This is a genomic window from Candidatus Zixiibacteriota bacterium (assembly GCA_040753495.1).
Classification (GTDB): Bacteria; Zixibacteria; MSB-5A5; order GN15; family PGXB01; genus DYGG01.
Map to the genome: position 1 here is coordinate 47814 of JBFMEF010000048.1, position 26296 is coordinate 74109.

18 protein-coding genes are annotated in these 26296 nt (G+C 51.5%); 16 read left to right on the forward strand and 2 right to left on the reverse strand.

What is annotated here, in order from left to right:
* Positions 1 to 9: 9 nt before the first annotated feature.
* The 11 genes from recG to AB1690_03050 all read left to right on the forward strand — a co-directional run bounded on the left by recG (position 10) and on the right by AB1690_03050 (position 18188).
* Complete coding sequence (gene recG / locus AB1690_03000; GenBank protein MEW6014270.1) at positions 10 to 2094, forward strand: ATP-dependent DNA helicase RecG; 2085 nt, start codon at positions 10 to 12, stop codon at positions 2092 to 2094.
* Between the two features lie 53 nt (positions 2095 to 2147).
* On the forward strand, positions 2148 to 2471 hold the full coding sequence (locus AB1690_03005; GenBank protein MEW6014271.1) for a DUF1844 domain-containing protein: 324 nt from the start codon (positions 2148 to 2150) through the stop codon (positions 2469 to 2471).
* Positions 2472 to 2553: 82 nt separating this feature from the next.
* Positions 2554 to 3522 (forward strand): UDP-N-acetylmuramate dehydrogenase, encoded by a 969-nt coding sequence (gene murB, locus AB1690_03010; GenBank protein ID MEW6014272.1) that lies wholly within the window; start codon positions 2554 to 2556, stop codon positions 3520 to 3522.
* Positions 3523 to 3661: 139 nt separating this feature from the next.
* Entirely contained in the window at positions 3662 to 9478 is a 5817-nt protein-coding gene (gene sprA / locus AB1690_03015; protein MEW6014273.1) for a cell surface protein SprA, read from the forward strand.
* A 51-nt stretch (positions 9479 to 9529) separates the two neighbouring features.
* On the forward strand, positions 9530 to 10468 hold the full coding sequence (locus AB1690_03020; GenBank protein MEW6014274.1) for a M28 family peptidase: 939 nt from the start codon (positions 9530 to 9532) through the stop codon (positions 10466 to 10468).
* Positions 10452 to 11834: an L-seryl-tRNA(Sec) selenium transferase gene (selA, locus tag AB1690_03025; GenBank protein MEW6014275.1), complete on the forward strand. Its 1383-nt coding sequence runs from the start codon at positions 10452 to 10454 to the stop codon at positions 11832 to 11834. The genes AB1690_03020 and selA overlap by 17 nt, the downstream gene beginning before the upstream one ends.
* Positions 11835 to 11837: 3 nt before the next feature.
* Entirely contained in the window at positions 11838 to 13739 is a 1902-nt protein-coding gene (gene selB / locus AB1690_03030) for a selenocysteine-specific translation elongation factor (GenBank protein MEW6014276.1), read from the forward strand.
* Positions 13714 to 15309 (forward strand): amidohydrolase, encoded by a 1596-nt coding sequence (locus AB1690_03035; GenBank protein ID MEW6014277.1) that lies wholly within the window; start codon positions 13714 to 13716, stop codon positions 15307 to 15309. Before selB ends, AB1690_03035 begins: the two co-directional genes overlap by 26 nt.
* A 90-nt stretch (positions 15310 to 15399) precedes the next feature.
* The gene (locus tag AB1690_03040) at positions 15400 to 16731 is read left to right on the forward strand and encodes a nodulation protein NfeD (protein ID MEW6014278.1); all 1332 of its coding nucleotides are present in this window, start codon (positions 15400 to 15402) and stop codon (positions 16729 to 16731) included.
* A 13-nt stretch (positions 16732 to 16744) separates the two neighbouring features.
* Positions 16745 to 17494 (forward strand): slipin family protein, encoded by a 750-nt coding sequence (locus AB1690_03045; GenBank protein ID MEW6014279.1) that lies wholly within the window; start codon positions 16745 to 16747, stop codon positions 17492 to 17494.
* A gap of 136 nt (positions 17495 to 17630) precedes the next feature.
* Positions 17631 to 18188 (forward strand): YbhB/YbcL family Raf kinase inhibitor-like protein, encoded by a 558-nt coding sequence (locus tag AB1690_03050; protein MEW6014280.1) that lies wholly within the window; start codon positions 17631 to 17633, stop codon positions 18186 to 18188.
* Between the two features lie 20 nt (positions 18189 to 18208).
* Here AB1690_03050 and AB1690_03055 read toward each other — a convergent pair whose 3' ends face one another.
* Complete coding sequence (locus AB1690_03055; protein ID MEW6014281.1) at positions 18209 to 18709, reverse strand: PTS sugar transporter subunit IIA; 501 nt, start codon at positions 18707 to 18709, stop codon at positions 18209 to 18211.
* Between the two features lie 239 nt (positions 18710 to 18948).
* Between AB1690_03055 and aspS the strand changes: the two genes are divergently transcribed.
* Genes aspS through AB1690_03080 form a run of 5 tightly spaced genes read left to right on the forward strand, consistent with a single transcriptional unit; the run spans position 18949 to position 25788 of the window.
* The gene (gene aspS, locus AB1690_03060; protein ID MEW6014282.1) at positions 18949 to 20769 is read left to right on the forward strand and encodes an aspartate--tRNA ligase; all 1821 of its coding nucleotides are present in this window, start codon (positions 18949 to 18951) and stop codon (positions 20767 to 20769) included.
* A gap of 23 nt (positions 20770 to 20792) precedes the next feature.
* Complete coding sequence (locus AB1690_03065) at positions 20793 to 21788, forward strand: PhoH family protein (protein ID MEW6014283.1); 996 nt, start codon at positions 20793 to 20795, stop codon at positions 21786 to 21788.
* A 9-nt stretch (positions 21789 to 21797) separates the two neighbouring features.
* Positions 21798 to 24071, forward strand: coding sequence for an HDIG domain-containing metalloprotein (locus AB1690_03070; protein MEW6014284.1), 2274 nt, complete (start codon positions 21798 to 21800; stop codon positions 24069 to 24071).
* On the forward strand, positions 24071 to 24496 hold the full coding sequence (gene ybeY / locus AB1690_03075; protein MEW6014285.1) for an rRNA maturation RNase YbeY: 426 nt from the start codon (positions 24071 to 24073) through the stop codon (positions 24494 to 24496). The genes AB1690_03070 and ybeY overlap by 1 nt, the downstream gene beginning before the upstream one ends.
* On the forward strand, positions 24493 to 25788 hold the full coding sequence (locus tag AB1690_03080) for a hemolysin family protein (protein MEW6014286.1): 1296 nt from the start codon (positions 24493 to 24495) through the stop codon (positions 25786 to 25788). The genes ybeY and AB1690_03080 overlap by 4 nt, the downstream gene beginning before the upstream one ends.
* Here AB1690_03080 and AB1690_03085 read toward each other — a convergent pair.
* A partial coding sequence (locus tag AB1690_03085; protein ID MEW6014287.1) for a glycosyltransferase family 2 protein occupies positions 25780 to 26296 on the reverse strand: 517 nt, incomplete at its 5' end. The genes AB1690_03080 and AB1690_03085 overlap by 9 nt on opposite strands.

A 26296-nucleotide genomic window follows, 5' to 3' on the forward strand; every position in this document is an offset into this window, starting at 1 on the left:
TCTAAACCGATGCCAGATATATCGCTTCAGACCGAAATACAATTTGTAAAGGGAGTCGGACCGCGTCGCGCCGAGGCATTGGCTAAGGTCGGAATCAGAACCGTCGCCGACCTGCTTTATTACCTTCCCCGACGATACCTTGACCGTTCTGTCATTACACCGATAGGGTCCCTGCGGTCCGAAACCGAAGTGACTGTTATCGGCAAAGTCATGGGAAAGGGAATTCTCAAAGGAAAACGGCCGCGGCTGGAAGTGATGCTGGGTGATGGCACTGGATTTATAGCCTTAATCTGGTTCTCCGGGATTCGATTCCTGGAGAAATATTTCAGCAAGGGGGAAATTTACGCCGCCACCGGGACGGTCAGCTATTTTCAGCAGCTGCAGATCGTTCACCCGGAAATGGAGCGGATGGAAGATGATGATAGCGAACTGATTCATGCCGGAAGAATCGTGCCGGTTTACCCCGCAACCTCGGAACTGAAAGAGACCGGCTTAACCGGCAGGGTCATGCGCCGACTCGTCAAGCAGACCTTGGAACTTTGTGGCGACCGGCTTCCGGAACCCCTCCCGCGGGAGCTGGCTCAGGAGTATCAATTAACCCCCTTTGACCGGGCTATCAGGTCGATTCATTTTCCGGAGAGCGCGGGGGATATCGAGGGGGCAAGGAAACGTCTCGCCTTTGATGAACTTCTGGAGCTCCAATATCTGATTCTGAAGATGCGCAAAAAGATTCGCGCCGCCGGAAAAATGGAAAAATATCAGCCTCCCGGCAGCACCACGCGCGGTTTTGTCAAACAGCTCCCTTTCCAATTGACTGAGGACCAGCATAAGGCAATTGATGTCATTATCGCCGATATGCAACGAGAGCGACCGATGCATCGGCTGTTGCAGGGGGATGTCGGATGCGGGAAAACGGTCGTGGCTCTGGCGGCATCGGTTTTCGCTGCCGAGAATGGCTATCAGGCCGCTTTCATGGCTCCCACCGAGCTTTTGGCCGAGCAGCACTATCGCAACTGGGCGGAATTTCTTGAGCGCCTCGGTATCACGGCGGAGCGTCTGACCGGCTCACTGCCCGGCGCCGACAAAAAAGAGACGCACCGGATGGTATCATCCGGAGAGGCGCAAATCATTTTCGGAACTCATGCCCTTCTATCGGAGCCGGTGAACTTCTCCCGACTGAGCCTGGTCGTCATCGATGAGCAACATCGATTCGGAGTGATGCAGCGTGGAAATCTGGTCGGTAAAGGGCGGCATCCTGACACGCTGGTAATGAGCGCTACGCCGATTCCGCGAACGCTGGCTCTGACCCTCTACGGCGACCTGGATATAACCACAATACGGAGTATGCCCCCCGGTCGCAAGCCGACCCGCACCGTCTGGCGGAATGCATCTGCCCGACCGGAAATCTACAAGTTTCTAATGGAACAACTAAAGACCGGCAAGCAGATTTTCTTCATTTACCCGCTGGTGGAAAAATCAGAAAAGGTCGATCTGCAGGCGGCTGAAGAAGAATTCGAACGGCTCAAAAAAGATATCTTCCCGGAGTTTCGGCTGGGATTGGTGCATGGACGTATAAAGCGTGGAGAGAGAGAAAAAGCGCTTGCCGACTTCCGCTCCGGTCGGCTGCAGATACTGGTGGCGACCACTGTAATCGAGGTCGGCATCGATATTCCGAGCGCCTCGATTATGGTAATTGAGCATGCCGAACGGTTCGGACTGTCGCAGTTGCATCAGCTGCGGGGACGGGTAGGGCGCGGCAATGAAGCGGGTCTGGTAATAGCGGTAGCGACCCCGCCGGTAAGCGAAATGGCGAAAGAAAGGCTGGAGCTTTTTCAAAGCACACGGGATGGATTCGAGATTGCCGAAGCCGACCTGAAACTGAGAGGACCAGGTGAATTTTTTGGAACCCGCCAGCACGGTCTGCCCGAATTGAAGATTGCGAATCTCTCAAAAGATGCCGAACTTCTGCCGATAACCAGAAATATAGTGACCGAACTGCTGAGCGATAAAGGGCTTGACAGCGACCGTCAGAATCTGTTAAGCTATTTGACGAAAAAGGCTTCCCTGAAGAAGTACAGTTTTCAAACCGGATGAGTTGGCTTCCCACCTGAGCGGCGGCCCGTATTTCCGATAACCTGAGGCTTTAAGTGACTTCAGATTCAAAAATAAACCCGCAGTTTTTTCAGCTGGTGATGTCGCTTCAGATCGCGGCGATGCAGTACCTGGGGAAAATAGTCTCTCCGATTACCGGTAAAGTGGAACGGAATCTGGAGCAGGCGAAAGCGAGTATTGAACTGCTCTCTATGCTGGCCGATAAGACCAGGAATAATCTCAGTCCGGACGAAGAAAAGTTTTTATCCAATATGCTGTTTGAGCTCCGCTTAAATTATCTGGACGAACTAAAGAAACCGCCGGAACCGGCCGCTTCCGCGGCTGACTCCGAACAGAAACCGGGTGCGGAGAAGGGGTAGTTGGCAGGTCGCAGAAGCCTGACGGCAGCGGTTTTGTGCCCCGTTTTGGCTTGATTTTAGAATATCTGGTGGTATATTTGAAATGAAAGTTCTGGCAAAAAGGCTGGAGCAGCCGCTAAAGGAAGCAGCGAAAGTACTTATGGAAAAATTTGGCGACTTGATCACCAAAGACGAGCCTCTTTCGGCTCACAATACATTTGGCACCGGCGGCAAGGCTCGTCTTTTTGCCAATGTTCATACTACCGGGGAATTGGCCGCAGTGGTTCATATCGCCGAGGAACTCAAAATTCCTTATTTCATGCTGGGGGGCGGCTCCAATATGCTTATCTCCGATGATGGGTATAACGGGCTGATAATCAAGAATAGCATTATGGGAATCAATCTGGAGGGGACCGAAATAACGGTTGGCGCCGGCGAGGATTTACAGCGTCTGGTTGACTTCGCCACAGAAAAAGGTCTAAGCGGACTGGAGTTCGCGGCCGGTATCTGGGGGACGGTCGGTGGGGCTATCTTCGGAAATGCCGGGGCGTACGGCTCCGAAATGGGCTCGGTGCTGAAATGGGCAGAACTGGTGGACCGCAAAGGGTCTGTCAGAGTCGAGCCGGCTTCATATTTTGAATTTGACTATCGGACATCAAAGCTGAAACAGACGCGGGAATTTGTGGCGCGGGCAGGCATTGCGCTCAGTCCCGGTGATAAGAATGAGAGCGCCCGAAAGGTGGCAGAGATATTGAGAACCCGTAAGGACAAACTCCCTGAGACCGAACACTCGGCCGGCTGTTTTTTTAAAAATATTCCGGACAAGCGGGAGAAATTCGGGAAACTCCCGGCCGGCAAACTTCTGGAAGAGGTCGGCGCCAAAGAGATGCGGATTGGGGGGGCTTATGTTTATGACAGGCATGCCAATATTATCATTAATGACGGCACCGCCAACTCGCGCGAAATCAAGCGGCTGGCGGAGATGCTGAAAAAGAGAGTCAAAGAGAAATTCGGGATTGAACTGGCTGAAGAAATCACATTTCTTGGCGATTTTAAGGAGGAGAAACTATAGAATCTTTTTAACGAACTAAAATGAACCGCTTTTCAAGCTGTTAGATACGACCAGTAAGCTGACATATTCACTTCTTTTATCGGTTGTCCTGTCAATCGGTAGTTTATCTTATTCCGCCGAGCCTGGTTTTCACGGGGAATTGAATTACCCTGCCGGGCTGATTGCCCCTTACCCCCTGGAAGAACCTAAGTTTGTAATCTCACTCAGTTATGCCAGAATTCCGCGTCTGAAAAGAATCGGCGAGCTTCCCACCAAGGTTATTCGCTCCGACTTTGAAAGCCAGACCATAACTTTTTCGGGGGAATATTATCGGTCGGGCATGCTTGCCTACGAATATACCCCCCGATCGGTCGATGCAGCCGAGTATATGCAGCGGCGGCGCGACCTCAGTCTGCTTCAAAACATGAGCGATTTGAGGGCGCAGGCGTTGACCAAAGACCAGAAACAGAAGCAGGGGGGACTTCTGTCGCTAAATATCCCCATCAAGTCGAAAGTACTGGAGTCGATTGCGGGGGAAGGCGGCGCCGGGTTGAAAGTATCGGGGTATCATCAGATTACTTTCTCCGGTCGGTCGCAGTGGGATGACCGCGCCTCTACCGCCACCTATCGCCAGAGCAAATTCCCCTCCCTCAATATGGAGCAGATTTCCCGATTTGACATTAATGGTACCATCGGCACCAAAATCTCGGTCTCGGTGACACAGGATTCCCAGACCGACATCCCGCTGGCAAACCGGATAATGCTCCGTTACAAAGGGGATGAGGATGATATTATTAAAAGCATCGAAGCCGGGAACACCACTCTTTCATTGCCCAACACGCAGTTTGTGGGATACTCTTCCCGAATTCAGGGGCTCTTTGGCATAAAGACAACAGCGCAGATCGGCAACTTGACAATGACCGCTATTGCCAGTCAGGAAAAGGGTACCACCGAAAGAAACTCCATTATTGCCGGAGCAAGCGCCCGCAAAGATTACATCCGCGACTATAACTACGCCTCCGGACGGATTTTTGACCTGGGGAGAAAAAACAGTCAAGGTTTCTTCGTTGATTTCTTCCTCGGAGATGCCATCACATATATAGATGTCTATACCGGTATCAGCCAGTATTCACAGACCACGACCGGCATCAACGCCAACCTCTATGTTGACCCCGATGATACCACCGAGTTCGCCAACGAAAAGCTCTCGGCGCTGGTTAACCCGACTCCCGTGGACCGGAACACCTATTATGTAGATGTCAAGAACAACTGGATTCTGTTTGATAACGCCAATATCTCTTACGGAACAGAAATCGGCGTCTATATGATTATCAAGCGAGCCAATGGCACGATTGACACCGTTGGCAACGTAGGTCAGGAACCGTACGCGCTGAAGCTGATTCGTCACAAAAATCCCGATTCAACTCAGGTCACCTGGGATTATATGTGGCGCAATGTTTATTATCTTAACGCCACCAATATAGATGTCTCCGGTCTGGAGATTAGAATTCTGAAAGGAGCCGGGAACACCGAGCGCTCCGAGGATAATCTTGACCATCAGGACGGCATTCCCTACATCAGATTGATGGGGCTGGATAGCATCAATCAGGCGGGACAGGCGATGTCGGATGGTCTCGCCGATGTGCAAAAGCCATCGATAGTTGACCCGGTGCGGGGACTTCTGATATTCCCGGACCGCAAGCCGTTTGCCAGCAACAAACCTTACTACGATACCCTGCTGCTAAAAGATCAGGTGCCGGAAATATACAGTTATCAGATTTCCACGCAGGAAGTAATAAAGGCAAGTAAGTACTACATCGAGGTTTCCAACCGAAGTCGCGCCACCGAGATTAGCCTGGGAAGGCCCAATATCATCGAAAATTCGGAGCGGATTACCCTTAACGGACGTCTGCTAAACAAAGGGACCGATTATAATATTCAATATGATTTTGGGCTTGTCACCTTCTTGACCGAGGAGGCGCTTGACCCGAACGCCAATATATCGATTGACTATGAATATACGCCCTTTATTGCGGCGGAAAAGAAAACCTTATTCGGCATCCGGGGTGAATATGAATTCAGCAGTAATTTTAAATTAGGGGCGACCTATCTGTACAAGTCCGATAAGGCCACCGACCGCAAGCCGAAAGTGGGACAGGAGACCACTCGCTCCACGATTTGGGATGCCGATGCCTCGTACAAATTCAAGCCGAATTTCCTCAGCAAAGCGATAAACCTGCTGCCGTTTTATTCGACCACCAGCGAATCGAACCTGGCGATTTCCGGCGAAATGGCGCAATCGCATCCGAACCCCAATGTCGATGGGGTGGCATATATCGATGATTTTGAGGGGAGCCGCGACTCCTATTCGCTGGGGATTTTCCGCGAGCTCTGGACGCTATCATCACGCCCGGCCGGACTGGACACAGCCAGTCATCGGGCGCGCCTGGTCTGGTACAATCCTTACGACCAGGTGGCAACCAACGATATCTGGAATCGGGAACTAAAACCTGGCGAAAGCGGCACTCATACCCTTTGGGTGCGGTTTGAGCCGGGCAAGCTCGACCGTCGGGCAGGAGAATATTCCTCCAATATCACCTACGACTCCCTGCGCGCCTGGAACGGGCTGATGCGCTATATGCCGGCCGGTTCGGCAAATCAGGATGCCGCCCAGCTGCTGGAATTGCGCATTCAAGGAGAAAAGGGCATTGTTCACTTCGAAATGGGGATAATTTCCGAGGATGTCAACGGAAATGACAGTCTCGACACCGAAGACAAAAGGAGTATCGGCGGTTTTTACAACAATATTCTCGACGAGGGAGAGGATGTGGGGCTGGATGGTCGCAAAGACAGTGATGAGCCAGGGTATGACCCCGTCACCAATCCTGACCCCAACGGCGATAATTGGTACTACAACGGTGAGGGAGCAGGCTGTAACGGATGTGACCCCTATGATTACGAAGCCATAAACGGCACCGAGGGCAATGCCAAAGATCCCAATCGGTGGGGAAAGCCGGATTCGGAAGACATCTATAGAAACAACGTTTCCGACAAAGCCAACAACTATTTTTCATTTGAGCTTGACCTCGCCAATCCGGGCGGTTTCTATGTGGACAGTTCTGAATTCAACGGCTGGAAGACCTACCGCATTCCGATTAAAGACACAGCGGTGCTGGACACGATAGTCGGGTCGCCGTCATGGTCGCAGATAAACTATGTGCGGGTCTGGTTTGAATCCCCTACCGGCGAAGTCTGTCAGATAAACTTTGCCACTATGGATTTCATTCAATCCAACTGGGATGATAAACTGAAGCCGGTTGCGCCGCTGCAGCCCACCACCAGCCGTTTCAATGTGGCGGTCATAAACAATCAGGAGAACATCGATTACCGTCTCGACCCGCCGCCCGGTGTCAGCGGTTATTATGATAAAACCAATCAGGTCACGGAGCCGGAGCAGTCACTTCTTCTTCACTACGAAAACTTCAAAGCGCTCGACACCGGATTGGTGGAACGGGTGCTGTTTGACGCTCCCAACTATGTGGGGTACCGGCGCCTCAATATGCTGGTTCATGGAGCCCCCGGCGTAGATTCGGTTATGTTCTTTTTCCGCCTTGGTCAGGACTCTAACAACTACTACGAATATCAGACGATGCTTCAGCCGGGATGGAATTCCGCCAACGAGGTTAATATCGATTTCGACCGGATTACCGGCTTAAAGGAATTTATGATGCGCAGTCGCGACGGCAGCGTGGACCGGCCTTACGATACGACCGATGGCAATTATCGCATTTTCGGATTGCCCAATCTGACGCGCGTCAAATATCTCGCCTGCGGCGTGGTCAATCTCGACACGGCACAGACGCCGACCGGCGATGTCTGGGTTAACGAATTAAAATTGATTGATGTTCGTCGTGATGTTGGAACGGCTGCCCGCGTTTCCGCCAGCGGGAATATCGCCGATTTGATTTCTTATGGAGTGACTTATTCGTACCGGGATGCCTTTTTCCGGGAGATTTCATCATCCACGCGGGGAGGCTCATCGGGCAACCTCGGCAGCGGACGCTCCACCACCAGCTACGGCTTCAACGTGAATATTGGTCTGGAAAAATTCCTGCCCCGCTCCTTAAATGCCTCTCTGCCGCTTTCCTTACGGTACGGGAAGACCACGGAAATCCCGCTTCTGAGGTTCAATACCGATATCGTCCTTCCCGAAGAACTTCGCGATGATGAAAGCAATATCAACGTCAGCAAAGGATTCACCATTTCCGAAAGTTTCAACAAGCGCTCCAGCAATCCGCTCTTTTCCATCCTTCTGAATAAACTGCGAATGAACTATTCCTATAACAAGACGGAAGGCAAATCGCCCAAAACCCCTGTTTCCTTTAATGAAAATTATCATCTGAGCGGAAGATACGATTTCTCTTTCGGCAAGATTCCCAGCATTAAGCCCTTCTTCTGGACGGAGCCGGTGCCTCTGCTCAAAAAACTGAGCGGAAGCCGTTTTTATCTTCTGCCCAACAGTTTTGGCTCCACCGCCGATCTTGACCGCAATCTGACCGTTTCGGAGAATACCAGCCGGGTCCGTACCGAGAGCTTGCGACGGGATTTCCGCGGTAATTTCCGACTCGGGTACAAAATATCCGACAATATGAATGCCACCTATAGTATGGATACCAAGCGGGATATGTCGGACCCGCGCACGGTGGTTTTCAGTTTGAACCCAGGCAAATTCCGGCTGGGGCGCGAGACCAACTATAATGAATCTTTTGGTATTTCTTACTCCCCGACCATTTTCTCGTTCCTCACGCACAAGATGACATTCTCGACCGGATATCGTGAAGATATAAAGGTCAATGATGTTACGCGCAATGCCGCGGCGAGCAAATCCTATGGCGTCGGCGGCGACCTGAATCTTAAAAAATTGTTTGGTGACCCCGGCAGCAGACCGCAGCGCTCCCGCGCCAGGACGAAGGAAGCGGAGGATGCCCAGAAGAAAAAGAGTTCGGTAGGAAAAGGATTGGAACCGCTGGCAAAATTGATGCGATTCCTGACCGGATGGATAAATCCTATCAGTTACGACTTCAATGAGCGGTACGGGTACTCCTACACCGGGCTTCTGGAAAGAGCCCAGCTGAAATTCCGCTTCGGCTTGAGCGAAGATATCGGGGCAGAAGTAGATTCCAATGCCACCACCACCGGCTACTCCACGGCTGTCTCCAAGAGCACCGGATATTCCTTCGGGAGTGGCACCGTCTTCTTCGGCGGGCTGCGGACCGATGTGTCATACAGCCGGAAGATTGACCAGGATATTGTCAAATCTTTCAATCCCCAGAAATCGATTCAGACCACTTTCCCGGATATCCGCTTTGCCATCAGCCCCTTTAAGACCTTTACTCTGCTCAATCCGATAATCAAGCGGTTCAATCCCCGCACCGGATATACCCGCAGCACCTCTGAAGTGATTAATAAGCAGACCGGTAAACAAGCGTCAGAGAGAGTTACAATTGCCCAGAGGCCGCTTCTCTCGGTCAATTTTGATATTTTGAAAGGGGTTCAGATCAACGTAAATACCGACCGCTCTGTTACGGATGAGAAGATATTCAATTCGCAGAGCGGCGCCATGACCAGCCGTCAACGGTCGGTCCAGACCAATTATAATTTTTCGACCAAATATTCATTCTCGGCGCCGACCGGTATCAAGATTCCGCTGTTTGGCCGATTAAAGTTCAGTTCGACCATGTCTCTGGCGGTGGATGTCACTATGCGCAAACAGAAAACGGAAAGCGCCAACGGCGAAAACCCCCTGGCGTCGTCCGGTGAACGTTCCGACCTTATGGTGACACCGAATATTTCGTATTCATTCTCCTCGCAGATTCGCGGCGGTCTGAGCGCCCGCTGGCAGGACACCAATGACGTCGCCCTGCAGCGAAAGTCGCATATCCGCGAATTGCGCATTTGGGTCGATATCCGGTTCTAAATTATTCGGTTGACTTTCCCTCCCCGCCTCCCTTTTTTCCACCTGTACCGTATGAGACACTCAGGCATTATTGTAATGGCGCTTATGGCGCTGACGGCGCTTTCCTGCCGGTCCGGAAACAAGGAAAGGTCACTGCCGACTTTCGACGGCGAAAGGGCGATGAGTTACCTCGTGGCGCAGGTGGAGTTTGGTCCCCGGGTGCCGGGAAGCGCCAGCGCCGCCCGTTGTCGCGAATACATTGCCGGTTTCTGCCGCAACCTGGGAGCGGAGGTCGACACCATGCAGTTTATCCATGCCGACAAGCATACCGGAAAAAATATTGAGATGGTCAACCTCATTGCGAGATTTTCAGGCGCGGCAGGTCCGTCGGGAGAGCGGATACTTCTGGCGGCGCACTACGATTGCCGGCCGCGGGCAGAACTGGACCCCGACAGCAGCAAGCAGAATCTTCCCATTGACGGCGCCAATGATGGCGCCTCCGGCGTGGCGGTGCTGATGGAATTAGCCAATCTTTTCGCCGCCCAGAAGCCGCGCCTGAATGTTGACCTGGCGTTTCTTGACGGTGAAGATTTTGGTATGAGCGGAGACCTGAGCGATTATTTTCTCGGCGCCAAGGAAATGACCCGGCGGGGAATCAAGGACAAATATCGCTGCGCGGTTGTGGTCGATATGGTGGGCGACCGTGACCTGCGCGTCTATCGCGAAAATTTCTCGGAACAGTACTTTCCAAAGTTAAACGATATAATCTGGAAGACAGCCCGCGATATCGGAGAGACAACCTTTTCCGACACGGTCGGATATTTCGTGCATGATGACCATCTCTCTTTCATGACTGTGGGATTGCCGTCGGTGGTAGTGATAGATTTTGCCTATCAGTACTGGCACACATCATACGACACGCCGGACAAATGCTCGGCGGCATCGCTGGCGTCGGTCGGAAGAGTTATGACACATTTTATTTACAATTTTCGAGATGACAAAATCAGATAAATTCAGCCGGCGCGATATTCCCTCAATAGAAGCGCTGGCGTCGGAACCGGAAGTGGTATCCATTTGCGAGAAAATTCCGCGGCAACTTGCTGTAGTCATCATTCGTGAAACCGTGGAAGAATTCAAACGGCGACTTGACAGCGATGAAAAGGACCTGTCCCTGTCGAGACTTAAAAGCGAGATTGTTAAGGTACTGAGTGCAACTGTTAAGAAAAAGGTGGGGCGGGTTATCAACGGCACCGGCATTCTGGTGCATACCAACCTGGGACGGGCGCCGCTTGCCGAGACACTTTTTGACCGCATCAAAAGCCATATTGTCGGGTACGGCAATCTCGAATTTGATATCAACAGCGGCAAGCGGGGGCGTCGCGGCGAACTGGCTGAAAAATATCTGGCCCTGATGTCGGAATCGGAAGATGCCGTCATTGTCAATAATAATGCCGCGGCGATTTTTCTGATTATCAATACCCTTGCCTGTAAGAAGAAGGTGGTAATCTCGCGCGGAGAACTGGTGCAAATCGGGGGCGGTTTTAGAATCCCGGACATCATTAAGCGCGCCGAAGGAAAACTTCTCGAAGTCGGCACCACCAACATCACCACAATAGATGATTACCGCGCGGCGCTGGCTGAAAATCCCGCCATGATACTGCGGGTGCATAAAAGCAATTTCGCCCAGAAAGGATTCACGGAAGAACCATCACTCAAAGAATTGACGCAATTAGGAACGGAATCTGGCGTTCCCGTCATAAATGACTTAGGAAGCGGCGTTTTCATTGATACGTCAGGATTTACCGGGACCGAAGAGCCCACCGTGCAATCATCCAGCCGGGATGGCTCCTCGCTAACCTGTTTCTCCGGCGACAAACTGCTGGGCGGTGTTCAGTCCGGTTTGATTGTCGGACAGCGCCAACTGACCGACCGTCTCAAAAATAATCCGGTATACCGGGCGCTTCGCGTCGATAAGATTGTTTTCTCGGCGCTGGAGGAATTGCTGAAATATTACCTCGACGGTGTCTGGCAGGAAAAAATCAAACTCTGGAGTCTTGCCGCCGTCAAGGAAAAGGAACTATACGAAAAGGGGCAACGAATTCTAAAAGAATTAGGCGGTGGCGAGAAAATTATTCTCGAGGGCTCCAAAGGTGAAATGGGGGGCGGCTCCCTGCCGACCGTCACGTTGCCTTCCGTAGCGCTGGTATTCCGAAGCGGTCTTCCGCCCCAAAAACTGGCGCAACTCTTTCGCGCCGCCGAACCGCCGGTTATAGGTCGGATTGCGGACGGCAATTTCTTAATTGACCTGAAAGCGATTGACGACAGCGACCTCAAAGCCCTGACCAGAATCATCAAGACCATATTACCCCTGTTATAAGAAATGTTTGTTATCGGTACCGCGGGACATATTGACCATGGCAAATCCTCCCTTATCAACCGGCTGACCGGCATCGACCCCGACCGTCTCCCTGAGGAAAAGGAGCGGGGGATGACCATTGACCTCGGCTTTGCTTATTACGACACCTCCACCGGCAAGAGAATCGGGATAGTCGATGTACCGGGACACGAGCGGTTTGTGCGGAATATGATTTCCGGCGCCGGTGGCATTGATGCCGTCCTGATGGTCGTGGCGGCTGATGACGGATGGATGCCCCAGAGCCAGGAACATTTTCAGATTACTCAATTGCTGGGTGTCCGGTACGGTATCGTGGTAATCAATAAGATAGACCTGGCGGAAAAAACCTGGGTTGACCTGGTGGAAGAGGATATTCGCACCCGGGTGCGGGGGACTTTTCTCGGCGAGGCAACATTCGTGCGCGTCTCCGCCGCCACCGGAGAAGGAATCGAACGACTCAAATCGGAAATCGAAAAACTGGCAGAGCTTATCACGGAACGAATGGATATAGGAAAGCCGCGACTGTATATCGACCGTTCCTTTGTATTGCAGGGGATTGGAGGTGTGGTCACCGGTACTCTCAAGGATGGAATCTTTAGGGTGGGACAGGACGTGGCGGTATTTCCTTCGCGAGTTCGCGGGCGTATTCGCAATATCCAGTCGCACAATCAGCAGGTAGATACCGCTTTTCCGGGTCAGAGAACTGCGCTAAGTCTCACCGGGGTTGATAAGGAGTATCTGGCGCGCGGCGGAGTAATTTCCCTGCCGGCATTAGTGGAAAATTACCCGCAGGAAACGGTCGTTGCGGCAAATGTCAAACTGCTCGAAGATGCGCCCTTCCAGGTTGCCGACGGGCGAAGGCTTCTGATGATTCTGGGGACGACCGAAGTGGAAGGGGAAGTGCGCTTATTTGAAGAGAGAGAGCTTCACCCTGGAGACGAGGGAATGCTCTTCTTTCGCCCCTCAGAACCGCTTCTGGCTTTTATTGGCGACAGATTTATCTTTCGTCTGCCGACACCGCCGGTTACGGTCGGAGGCGGCACCATTATAGATTTGCTGAAGCGGTTTCCTCCGCGAAGAGAGAAACCTCTCTTTCAGTATCTGAGAAACCTGAAAGAACTGACCCTGGGCAACCTGATTGACGCAGGCTTGAAGAAAAGTCTCTTTGTCGGCGCCGGCGATTTTGCTCTCGCCAACTTCTCAGAAAGTCAGGTGACGGCGCATCTGAATCAATTGTACGAAGCCGGCGCTCTGAAAATAATTGGCAATCGCTACTATCGCCTGGCTGACTACAAAAGATTGAGCGAGCAAATTCTTCTGACAATGAAAGAGTTTTTTGCAGACAAACCTCATATCGATGGCCTCACCGCTGATTTTCTGGCAAAATCCGGGGAGCTCCCGCCGGCGATAGTAGAGACGGTGTTGCAACTGCTGGTCGATGATAACCGCCTCGTGCGAAAAAAGAACCGTTATGATCTGCCGGGACGTCAACTGTCCGCGATTGGGGAAATCAAAGTCAGGGCAGACTTGCTGGAAGAGATATACCGCAAAGGGGGGGCATCACCGCCGACCATAGAGGAAGCGATTCGTTCGGAAAGAAACCTCTCTGAAGCGATTGAATATCTCTTTGGTACGGGAAGATTGGTCCGCGTTGGCGGAGCGCTGGCGTTTCATCGCGATGTTTGGAAAGACATAATTACGAAACTGGTTGCCCTGCTTGCCGATGGTCGGACGATGGCAGTAGGGGAGTTCCGCGAAGCGATAAATAGCTCGCGCAAATATGTTGTGCCGATATTGGAAGAAACCGACCGTCTCAAAATCACACAACGTCAGGGCGATTTTCGAGTCCCCGGAGAAAATTATGAGAAAGCGCAGACTCTTTTTTAACGGAAAGATATATACTCAGGTGGCCGGGCTCCCGCCGGCGGAATCAATGGCAATCGACGGGAACCTGATTGCGGCCGTGGGGAAAAATCTCAAGTACGATGCCGACTTTTCTTCCTACGAGAAAATCGACCTGCGTGGCTCCGCTGTCATACCGGGGCTGGTCGATGCCCATACCCATTTCTATTTCATTATCATTTCGATGGGAACGGTGAAACTGGACGGATTAAATTCATTGGAGCAGGTGCTGGATAGAATAAGAAAGCATTCGGCAAAACTGAAGAAAGATGAATGGGTGGTGGGAGAAGGATTCTCCCCCGACCGATGGAAAAAATTTGTCGTGCCCGACAGACTAATGCTCGACAAGGTAACCGGAGGCCGACCGGCGGCGATATTTTCCAAAGACCAGCATATGCTCTGGACAAACTCGAAGGCGCTGGCGCTCGCCGGAATATCATCGGGAACTCCGCAACCAGCCGGCGGCGCTATTGAGCGGTTTGCCGATGGCTCCCCCTCGGGAATCCTGAAAGAGATACCCGGATATTTCCCTGTTTTCAAATTGATTGGCAAGCCGGGCAGGTCAAAAATCGCCCGGTTCCATCAGATGACCCTGAAAGAAGCATATTCCCGCGGGGTAACCGGTGTCCATTCCTTCGACGGACCCGATGCGCTGCCGTATTTCCGAGACCTCTCAGCAGAAAAAAAACTGGGACTGCGGGTCAATTTCTATCCGCCGGCGAAAATGATTGAGGAATTAGCCCGCCAGGGAATCGGTCGCAATTACGGCAACGATTATTTTCGAGTTACCGGAGTCAAGATTTTTGCCGATGGCTCGCTGGGAAGCCAGTCCGCCCTCTGCTTTCAGAAATATATTGGGTCTAAAAATAATTTCGGAATTGAGACCACCCCCAAGAGTGATATTGCGGAGCTGATTGAGAAAGCGTCTAAATTAAATCTTCCGGCAGCGATACATGCTATCGGCGATAAGGCGATTTCCAATGTGCTTGATTGCTTTGAGCATGCCCCGGCATTGCCGCACGGAATCCGTCACCGCATCGAGCATCTGCAAATGATTCGCCGCTCCGACGTTGCCCGGGTCAAACGGCTCGGGGTGGTGGCATCAATGCAGCCGACCCATTGCCCCTCGGATGTCAGGCTTATCGAAAAATACTGGGGCAAAAGAGGACGCAATTGCTACATTTTTCGAACCCTTATAGACCGCGGGGTACATCTGGCTTTTGGCTCCGATGCCCCTATCGAAACCCTCCATCCGGTGGCGGGGATAGACGCCGCCGTCAATCGATTTATCCCGGGAACCCGAAAGTCGTTCTACCCCCAGGAGCGAATCTCCGTTGCGGAAGCGATTTTTAATTATACAGCAGGACCTGCTTACGCCGTTGGGCAGGAAAACGAACGCGGCTATCTTCTCCCCGGATACAAAGCTGATTTTGTGGTATTTGAAGAAAATCCATATAAGATTTCCCGATTCGAACTCTCCGGATTGCAGCCGGCAGCGACCTTCCTTGACGGCGCGCCGGTTTATCTTCAGGGAAAACTCGCCCGCTTATTATAGAATCTGACCGGAACCGCCGCGCCGCTTTCCCTTGTCAATTATTCAATTGACACCGGTGATTTGTTGATATTACTTAAAGCAGGGTTTAATATGTACCGATTGTCTTTGCATATAACTTTGTTTCTTTTCCTTTTTAGCTTCCCTTTATGTAATATTTCTTCATCCGAGACAACCGGGGTTGCCGGCGATTCGGTTGCCTCCTCTGACGCTGACCTGGTTCTGATTTTGACTATCGACGGCGCCATCGGAACGGTCACGGCTGACCGCGTCATTGAAGCGGTGAAGCAAGCCGAGGCGGAGCATGCGGCTTTGCTGCTGATATTGATGGACACACCGGGCGGTTTTAATGACTCCTTCTGGGCAATAACCAAAGCGATGATGAATTCCCAGGTACCGGTGGCGATATATGTTTACCCGGTCGGAGCCCGGGCGGCATCGGCTGGAGTCTATATAACCTATGCGGCGCATATTGCCGCCATGGCGCCCAGCACCAGTATCGGCGCGGCCCATGTCGTTTCCGGAACCGGTCAACCGATCGACTCGGTTCTGACCGAAAAAATAATGAATGATGCCGTGGCGGCGCTAAAAGGAATGGCCGAGCGGCATGGTCGTAATGCTGAATGGGCGGAAAAAGCGGCGCGCGAGTCGGCCTCTATCACCAGTAATGAAGCGCTGGAGCTGAAGGTGATTGACTTTGTGGCGACCGACGTGGATGACCTGCTGCGCCAGATTAACGGTTTTGAAGTCAACACGGTGCTGGGGAAAAGGAAAGTGGACCTAACCGAACCGCTGAAAAAACCGCTTAAAAAGACACTTATTCAAACCATCCTGGAGATAATCTCTTCGCCCAATGTAGCGTTCATTCTCTTTTCGCTGGGCGGCTTGGGGATTGTTATCGAGCTTTACAATCCGGGAGCAATTCTTCCGGGGATTGTCGGCGGAATATGTATGATTCTCGCTTTCTACAGCTTCCGCACTCTGCCGATTAATTACGCCGGACTTCTGCTGATTCTGTTTGCGATACTTCTTTTCATATTGGAGATAAAAATTGTGAGTCACGGATTGTTGACTATTGGCGGGGTGATATCGCTGATAATCGGGGGGATGATGCTGATCGATACGGCCGACCCGTCACTGCGAATCTCCAAATCAGTCATTTTTGCGGTGGCCGTGGTCATTGGAGCCTTTGTGGTGATTGCCTTCACCCTGGCGCTAAAAGCGCGCATCGCCCGTCCGACCACCGGGGTGGAAGGATTGGTCGGGCAGGTCGGCGTTGTCAAGCAAAGAATTGACCCGACCGGATATGTCTATGTCGCCGGGGAATTGTGGGAAGCGCGCGCCGATGAGCCTGTCGATGAAGGGGTGTCAGTGGAAGTTCTGGAAGTGAAAGATCTGAAAATAAAGGTCAAAAGGAAAGTATAAGCAGGGAGGTTTTATGCAACTTGCTACTCTTGGAATAATAGCGTTTCTGGCGTTGATAATTCTATCGAACGCAATTAGAATTCTTCGCGAATATGAGCGCGGTGTTATCTTTCGACTGGGACGACTGATAGGCGCTAAAGGACCGGGAATTATCTTCCTCATTCCTCTCGTGGACCGCATGCTCAAAGTCGATTTGCGCACGATTACTTTTGATGTCCCCTCGCAGGATGTAATTACCCGCGATAACGTGTCCGTCAAGGTAAACGCCGTGGTTTATTTCCGGGTGATGGACCCCAACAAAGCCATTGTGGCGGTCGCCAATTATTTTGAGGCTACCTCACAGATTGCGCAGACCACCCTTCGCTCTGTTCTGGGGCAGGTGGAACTGGATGAACTTCTGGCGAACCGGGAAAAAATAAACCAGGAGTTGCAGAAAATTATCGACCATCAGACCGAGCCGTGGGGTATCAAAGTTTCCGTGGTCGAAATAAAGAATGTTGACCTGCCGCCGGAGATGACCCGGGCGATCGCGCGCCAAGCGGAAGCGGAACGGGAGAGACGGGCGAAAGTTATTCATGCCGAAGGAGAACTGCAGGCGTCGCATAAACTGTCCGAGGCGGCCGCCATCATTGCAGCCCAGCCCAGCACATTGCAACTTCGCTTCCTGCAAACGCTGACAGAAGTCTCGGTGGGAAAATCAAGCACTATCATATTCCCGCTGCCGATCGATCTGTTTGAGCCGTTCTTGAGGGATAAGAAATAATAGCGCGGCTGACGTAAATCCCCAATTATAAACGGCTAATAGCTTTCAACGGCAAGAACAATAGATTCTGACGTATAATCATAAGAATATGAGGTTTGGAAAGAATCCTGTCGTAATCATAGCTGGAGCCTTATGTATGCTTGCGGCTGTCGCGGCTGGGACCGAGGAAGATTCTTCCGCCGTTAAGCGGGAGGCGAAAATGGAACTGACATGTCCATCCTTCAAGGAGGGGGATTCGATACCGGCCAAATTCACCTGTGACGGCGCTGACCTCTCGCCGGAATTGCATATAGACAATATACCCGCAACCGCCAAATCACTTGTTCTGATATGCGAAGACCCCGATGCGCCGTCGGGAAACTGGGTCCACTGGGTGCTTTATAATATTCCGCCGGAAATGACCGTTATCCCCGAAAACGTTCTGAAAGTGGTGACCCCTGTATTGAAGACAAAAGGTAAAGAGGTGGCGCTGATGCAGGGGAAGAACGATTTCGGGAAATATGGATACGGGGGACCCTGCCCGCCGCATGGAGCGCCTCATCGCTATTTTTTCAGATTATATGCTCTTGATTCCAAGCCGGTGTTCACTCGGGAGGAAACCGTCCGCGGAATAATCAGGAAATCGATGCTGGAAAAAATCAAGGGGCATATCGTTGCGGAAGCGGTCTTGATGGGGATATATCAGCGCCAGTAATCTGGCTCCTGGGAATCCAGTCATTCCATATTCTTGAATGCGCGGATGATTTCGTAGGGAGCTTTCGCCTCCATTAACTCCTGACGAAAACTCTCGTATTGAAGTGATTCCGCCAGAGCCTTAAAGACTTTCAAGTATAAATTGTCGTCGTACGGCGGGGCCGCCATGATGAAAAACAGATGTACCGGCTGCTCATCCGGGGCGCCAAAATCAATACCTTCCGTGGAGCGGGCAAAGCCGATAATGAATTCCTTCGCCTGCATAGTGCGGACGTGTGGGATAGCAATGCCATGCCCGATTGCGGTGGATGCCTTCCGCTCCCGGTTTATGAAATCAGTCAACAGCTTGCACTTATTCCCGGTTCTGCCGGAGTTCTCCAGAATATCCACCAGGTCCGAAAGCACCTGCTTCTTGTTTCGCTCTTTCCAGCGGTTGGAGTTCGACTCCTCCGGAGGCGGTTCCAATTCGGGGTGGAAATCAAGGACGATAGACTCTTCTTTCAAATATCGCGAAATATTCATATCGTTTTTTTTATCGACCGCAAGCCATTAAACCTGAAGAGATTAATACGCTTCCGTCAATTTGTCAAGCCAACTTATTCTCCTCATCTCAAAACTATTAACCCCTTGGATTGACAACAGTTCCTATTGACAAGCCGGAAGCATTTGATTACTTTCCGCTGCTGGTGAAAAAGAATGTAAAATCTGGCTCTGATATTCCGAACTAAATTAATAAATGATATAAGGTTATTGGAGAAATATTGCCTCTTTTTGGAGAACTCAAAAGAACCCACACCTGCGGTGAACTGTCTGACGCCAACGTGGGCGAAAAAGTTACCCTCAACGGCTGGGTGCAATCGTACCGAAATCTGGGCGGGCTGTTATTCATAGATATTCGTGACCGATACGGCATTACCCAGGTGGTTTTGAATCCTTCGACCGTGCCGGCAGATATCTTTGAGCGCGCTGCCCGGGCGCGCAATGAATTTGTCGTCGCCGCGATTGGAAGAGTCCAAAGACGCCCCGAAGGGACAGAAAACAAGGCATTATCGACCGGCACGATTGAAATTGCAATCGAGAACTTCCATATCCTGGCAGAGTCAAAAACGCCTCCCTTTGAGATAGAAGACAGCACCAACGCTTCCGAAGTCCTGCGCCTGGAGTACCGTTATCTTGACCTGAGACGTCAGCCGCTCCAGGAAAGAATTAAGATTCGGCATCAGGTCGCCCTGGCGGTGCGGCAATATCTTTCCTCAATAGGATTCTATGAAATCGAGACGCCGCTTCTTATTCGCTCCACCCCGGAAGGCGCCCGCGATTATGTGGTGCCGAGCCGAGTCTCCAAGGGAAAATTCTATGCCCTGCCTCAATCGCCGCAACTATTAAAGCAGATACTGATGATATCGGGATTTGACCGCTATTACCAGCTGGCGCGCTGTCTTCGAGATGAAGACCTCCGGGCGGACCGTCAGCCGGAGCATACCCAAATTGACCTGGAGATGTCCTTTGTTACTCGCGATGATGTCTTTGCTGTTATCGAGGGCTTAATGGCGGAGGTCTTCCAGAAAATTCTTGATATCAAAATCTCTACCCCCTTTCCGCGATTTGAGTATGACGAGGTCATCAATCGCTGGGGAATCGATAAGCCGGACCTTCGCTTCGGGATGGAAATCTGCGACGTCACCGAACTGGTCCATGACTCCGCCTTCAAAGTCTTCAAGGAAACGGTTGCAAATGGTGGGGTGGTCAAGGGGCTCTGCCTTAAGGGGGGCGGTTCTTACTCGCGCAAACAGCTGGATGATTTAACCGAGTTCGCCCGGAATCTGGGCGCCGGCGGACTGGCTTATATGCTGCGACTGGAGAATGAAATCAAGTCGCCGATATCGAAATTTGTCGGTGAGTCAACAATACAGGCAATCTGCGAAAAAGCTGGAACTGCCGTCGGTGACGCCGTATTTATAATATCGGCTCCGCGCCTGAAAGCGGAAGCGATACTGGGTCAATTGCGGCTGCATTTGGGAAAGTCTCATAAATTGATAAGAACCGATGAATGGAGATTCCTCTGGGTGACTCGTTTCCCCTTGTTCGAGTTCAATGAGCAGGAACAGCGTTTGGACGCCATGCATAATATAGTCTCCAGCCCGGTGGAAGAGGACCTTCATCATTTCGATGATGCCCTTAAAACAAACTTGCCACTAAGCAGTCCTGAACATCCGCTGCGGAAAATCCACGCCGAGCAGTACGACCTGGTGCTGAACGGCTCGGAACTGGCTTCCGGAAGCATCCGGATTAATCGCCGCGAAATTCAGCAGAAGGTTCTCAATATTCTCGGTATTTCCAACGAACGGGCGGAAAAGATGTTCGGATTCCTGCTGCGCGCTCTGGAATATGGCGCGCCGCCTCACGGCGGTATAGCGGCCGGCTTGGACCGGATTGTCGCTCTGATGACCGGTTCTGATTCGATACGGGATGTTATCGCTTTTCCCAAGACCGCTTCGGCGGCATCATTAATGGACGGCGCCCCCTCCGAAATTGACCCGGAGCAGCTGCGTGAATTGGGATTGCGGATTGCCGATGAATAATGTACGGAGTAAATTAATCTATTATGCCATCATCTACAGAAGAAAGAATCTCCCGAACGGTTCATATTGAGGGGCTGGATAGCCGCTTCCTCTTCGGGCAGAACGATATATTCTTGAGGCTGATTGAAAAAGCCTTCTCGCCGGTGATTGTGGCGCGGGGAGATAAAATCATCATTGAGGGGAAACCGGAAGAAGTGGAGCAGGTGGTTGGGCTTTTCAAGGACTTGACCGCGCGCCTGTCGCAGGGGGCATTTATCACCGAGCAATATCTTAATTATGCCATCGAAATGGTGAAGGAAGAAGGCGGAGGTCCGGCCGAACTGATGGCGATTCAGTCGGGCAACAATACCGGATTCAAGGCTACCGTGAAACCGAAAACGGTGGGGCAGAAGCATTATCTTGAGGCGATTGAGCAGTTTGACATTGTCTTCTCCATCGGTCCGGCCGGCACCGGCAAGACCTATCTGGCTGTGGCGGAGGCGGTGGCGGCGCTCAAAAATCGCCGCGTCAATCGGATTGTGCTGGTTCGACCGGCCGTGGAAGCCGGTGAGTCACTGGGGTTCTTGCCAGGCGATATTCGCGCCAAAGTTGACCCGTACCTTCGTCCTGTGTATGACGCTCTCCACGAGATGATGACCGCGGAGAAAATCAAAAAATTAATCGAACTGGGTATAATTGAGATTCTGCCTCTCGCCTTTATGCGGGGACGGACTCTCAATAACACTTTTGTCATTCTTGACGAAGGTCAGAATACCACCCCGGCTCAAATGAAAATGTTCTTGACCCGTCTGGGGGAAGGCTCGCGGGCGGTCATTACCGGCGATATTACGCAGATAGATTTAGAGAATAAAAGACAATCGGGGCTGGTGGTAATTCAGAAGATTTTATCTGGAGTGGACGGGATAAAATTCATTTATCTAACCGACAGGGACGTGGTCCGACATCCGTTGGTGCAGAAAATTCTCCGCGCCTATGAGCGTTATGAAAAGGGGTATCGAAAGGAGAAAGAGGGACAATGATGTCCCCATATGTATCGTTTTCTGATAAGGCTGAAACGGCTGTTAAAACGTATTCTCAAAGTCAAGGCGGTGACGCGCCAGGCGCCGCCGTCCGGCACCCGCAGTAAAATAGAAAAATATTTCATGCTGGCGCTTGCCGCGGCGCTGATTGCGCTGCTCTATCCAGCCGACAATCTTTTCTTCCCCCTCGATTTCCCCCGCAAGGGCGAAATTGCCTTCGAAGATATCATCGCCCCCTTTCAGATAACCGTTTCTAAAACAGCTCAGGAGATTGAGGAAGAAAAAAAAGCGGCAGCCGACGCCATCCCGGTTATTCTGGAGTATAACCGAGGCACGGTCGATTCGATTTACGCCCGCTTTGAGCAATTCATTAAGACGGCCGACTCGGCGGAGAGAGTAATCGCGCAGAAACTGAAAAGTGGGTCTCGCTCCCCCAACGGCGCCGACAGCCTGATTGAGGCGGCGGTGACATCCATAACTGCCCAGTATCCTTTTGTCGATGCCGGCGCCGTCAGGCGGCTGCTGCGTTCAAATGAAATATCGCTGCTCAAAAGCGTCATCAGCGACATTATTCGCAACGATATCTACTTCTACGGCGTCATCGCCGACTTGAATTCGCTTCCCGATCTGAAAAACCGCTCCATCATAGTGCGGGTAGATGACCGGGAGCTGTTTGTGCTGCGGGATAAACTTCTCGACCTGCCCCGCGCTTATGTCAATTTTCTTGCCGCTCTCAATAATCGCTCCCTGACCGATTCCATTGATGTTGACCTCTATTATGATATCGGGCGGCATTTCATTATCCCCAATCTCAGTCTGAATGCGGCCGAGATGGGGGCAAGGAGAGAGGCGGTTGCCGAATCGATTACCACCGTGAGTGAAGTGGTGGCGGCCGGTGAAGTAATCGTGCGTGCCGGAAGTCGTATCACGCCGCGACAGGAGAAAATTCTGGAAGCGATGTACCGTCAGATGGAATCGCTGGCGCGGGATGAAGGCTGGATGGGACCTTTTCTTCCGGTGCTGGCGCGGTTGCTTCTCATTATTGTCGCCTTTCTCATCCTGTACCTCTATCTGTATCATTTTCACAACCAGATATATGTCTCCAATCCCAAAATTCTGGCGCTTCTTTTGATATATGGTCTGGAACTGCTCTTGATTTATCTCATCGGCATCAAGTTAAATCTATCGATTTACCTCTTTCCCGTGGCGATTTTCTCCATTCTGGTGACCATTCTGTTTGATGCCGAGATTGGGACATTCAATACCTTTATCCTGGCGTTGCTTCTGGGCATATTGCACCGTTTCAATTTCAGTATTGTCCTCACGACAATAATCATTGGCACCGTCGCCTGCTACTCAACCCAGAGAGTTCGTCATCGCAACGAATTTTTCCGCTCCATTCTATATTTGTCAATAACCTATCTGGCGTTGATTTACTTGATAGAATCATTCAAAGTTTCGCCCCCTTCCGATATGCTCAATCTGATGGGATATGGATTAGCCAACGCCATTCTTTCGCCGCTTCTGACCATCGGCATTCTCCCGCTGTTTGAGTCGCTCTTTGGATTTACCACCGACATTACCTTGCTCGAGCTTTCCGACCTCAACCGCCCGCTTCTCAAGAGACTTTCCCTGGAAGCGCCGGGGACTTATCATCACTCCATAATTGTGGGGAGTCTTGCCGAAGCCGGCGCCAAAGCCATCGAAGCCAATGCCCTTCTCGCTCGGGTGGGCGCTTATTATCATGATATCGGGAAAATGGAAATCCCGGAATACTTTGTCGAAAACCAGCTGGGAATAAAATCAAAGCACGACAAACTCACCCCGACCATGTCCGCCATCGTTCTGGCGTCCCATGTGAAAAAGGGGAGAATCATGGGTGAAGAAGCGGACTTGCCCGATGAAGTGCTCAATTTTATCGAAGAACATCATGGCACCATGACCATGACTTATTTTCTGAACAAGGCAAAAGAACTCGGCATCGAAAATGCCAACGAAGATGATTTTCGGTACCCCGGGCCGCGACCGCGCACCAAAGAAACCGCGATAGTGATGCTGGCTGACACGGTCGAAGCGGCAAGCCGGACACTGGCGGAGCCAAAACCGGCGCGGATTGCCAACCTCGTCCAAAAAATTATCAACGACAGAATTCAATCGGGAGAGTTGGAGGAGTGCCCCCTGACGCTCAAAGACCTGGCGCAAATCAAAGAAGCTTTCGTGCAAATTCTTATCGGCGTCTTTCATTACCGTATCGAATATCCGAAAAAGGACGATGAAACCTGATGCGCTGCTCAGTCATAAAAGCGGCGGGCGGACGCCTCCCCCGCAAGAAAATCGCCGCCCTGGCGGAGATAATAGAAAAAGAAGAACAGCCGCCTGAGGGATTGGTGTCCATTATCTTCGTATCGGACAGGGAAATCCGGAAACTTAACCGCAAATTCCGTCAGATTGATAAAGCGACCGATGTCTTGTCGTTCAACATTGACTCAATTTCGGCGCCCCATTCCGTTCTTGGCGAGGTCTATATTTCTACGGAGACGGCAACCCGTTATGCCCGGGAGGATGGAATCTCTCCGGAGCAGATGATAATCCGGTTGTGCGTGCATGGAATTCTTCATTTATTGGGGTATGACCACAAGACGCGGCGGGAAGGGAAAGTGATGGAGAAAAGGGAGAGACTGATTATGAGCCGGGTGGGGATTAGATGAGTCTTATCTATTTCATACTGATTCTAACGGTGAATTACATTGCCTATATATTCTCGCTTCATTCGCTGACATCGTACCTCGACCCGGAACAGATGGAGGCAATTTCCTCCCGCGTTTCCCGTTTCAGTCAGAAATATCTGAAAGAAGTTTCCTCCAATCCGCGGATGTCGCTTCAATTGACCGTCTTGATTAAATCCCTTACCCTGGCGCTCTCGTCCCTCCTGGCCGTCCTGGCGGTGCTTCCGCTTACCGGGCAATACAGTCTAAAGCAGGCGCCGCTTCTCGCTCTCGCAATCGGAGCCTCCTGGATTCTCTATCTTTTCTTTCTCGAATATCTTCCACGACGGCGCGCCCTGCGGCCGGTTGATGAAGGAATTCAAAAATATGTCGGGCTTTTCGCCCTGGCGCATTTTGTCTTTCGTCCTTTCCTGCAGTTCTACAACCGGGCTTTCAACAGATCGATAGACCGAGTCTCCGAGGAGCAGAAGGAAGATATCATCGAGAGAGCCATCGAATCTCTGGCCGACCAGGCCGGTCTGGCGGAACCGATAATGGAAGATGAAGAGAAAGAGATGATCGGCCAGATTTTCCAACTGGATATCACGGAAGTGCGTGAAGTGATGATTCCCCGAATCGATATCATCGGTCTCAGCAATAAAGCCACCATCGCGGATATCCGAAAAACGACCGACCAGCACGGTTTCTCCCGCTATCCGGTGTTCGACGAGAGTATCGATAAAATAATCGGGATTCTATATATCAAAGACCTCTTCACCAGTTTGCCGCTGCCGCTTGACGAGAAGAATTTTGACATTACCCGGTATCTGCGCCGGGCATATTTTGTCTCAGAGACTAAAATAATTAGCGACCTGCTCAAGGAATTCAAAACCAACAAAATCCATATCGCCATAGTGGTTGACGAATACGGGGGAACCGCCGGTCTGGTCACACTGGAAGACATTCTGGAGGAAATAGTCGGCGACATCCAGGATGAACATGACTATGAACAGGCGGAACTGGTCAAAATGGGGGACAACTCGGTGCTGGTTGACGCCGGCCTGTCGGTCGATGAGCTTCTGGAGGAATTTGACCTCGATTATGAAACTGAGGAATTTGAAACAATCGGCGGGCTCATCTATGACCTGGTCGGCTCGGTTCCGGCGCCGGGGACGAAAGTGGACTGGAAAGAATTCATTTTTGAAATCGAAAAAGTAGAAGGGCAGAGGATACGGACTGTGCGGGCGCGACTGAAGGAAAACAGGGCGTCGGTAGGAGACGCCATGTCAGATTAGACGGTAGTTCTTGTATTCGCCGAGCCTGTAACCGGTAATTCTCTCTATCTGATATAGAAACCACTCCCGCGGCGTGAAATTGGGCTTAATCTTGCTCTCGTCAAATTCCCAATCGCATTGCGCGATGATTTCATTCATCACGGCGGGATGACTCCCCTCAAATCTCCTAATGGCGTCAACCTGATGATAGTCGAATTCCTCTTTGGGGGCAACATTCTCCTCAATCCAGCGGTCGTCATGCCAGAACTTATGAAAGTAGCGCGCCTTTTTCTGCATCAGTCGCGGAGGGCGGACATAGGAGTAATGATAGATCGCCGCCCCCGCCCGTTTGACATTCAGTTTCCTTCCCGGGTGACCGGCCGCTATTGCGGCTTCCGAGGGGTATATCCGGAATCCCTGCGAATCGCGATAAGAGCGGATTAAGCGGTCGTTCCGGATGAGTCGAATTTCGCGGCGGTGCCACCGCCGCGTTATGCCGATATAGTTGTAATTTCCGAAAAAATTCAGA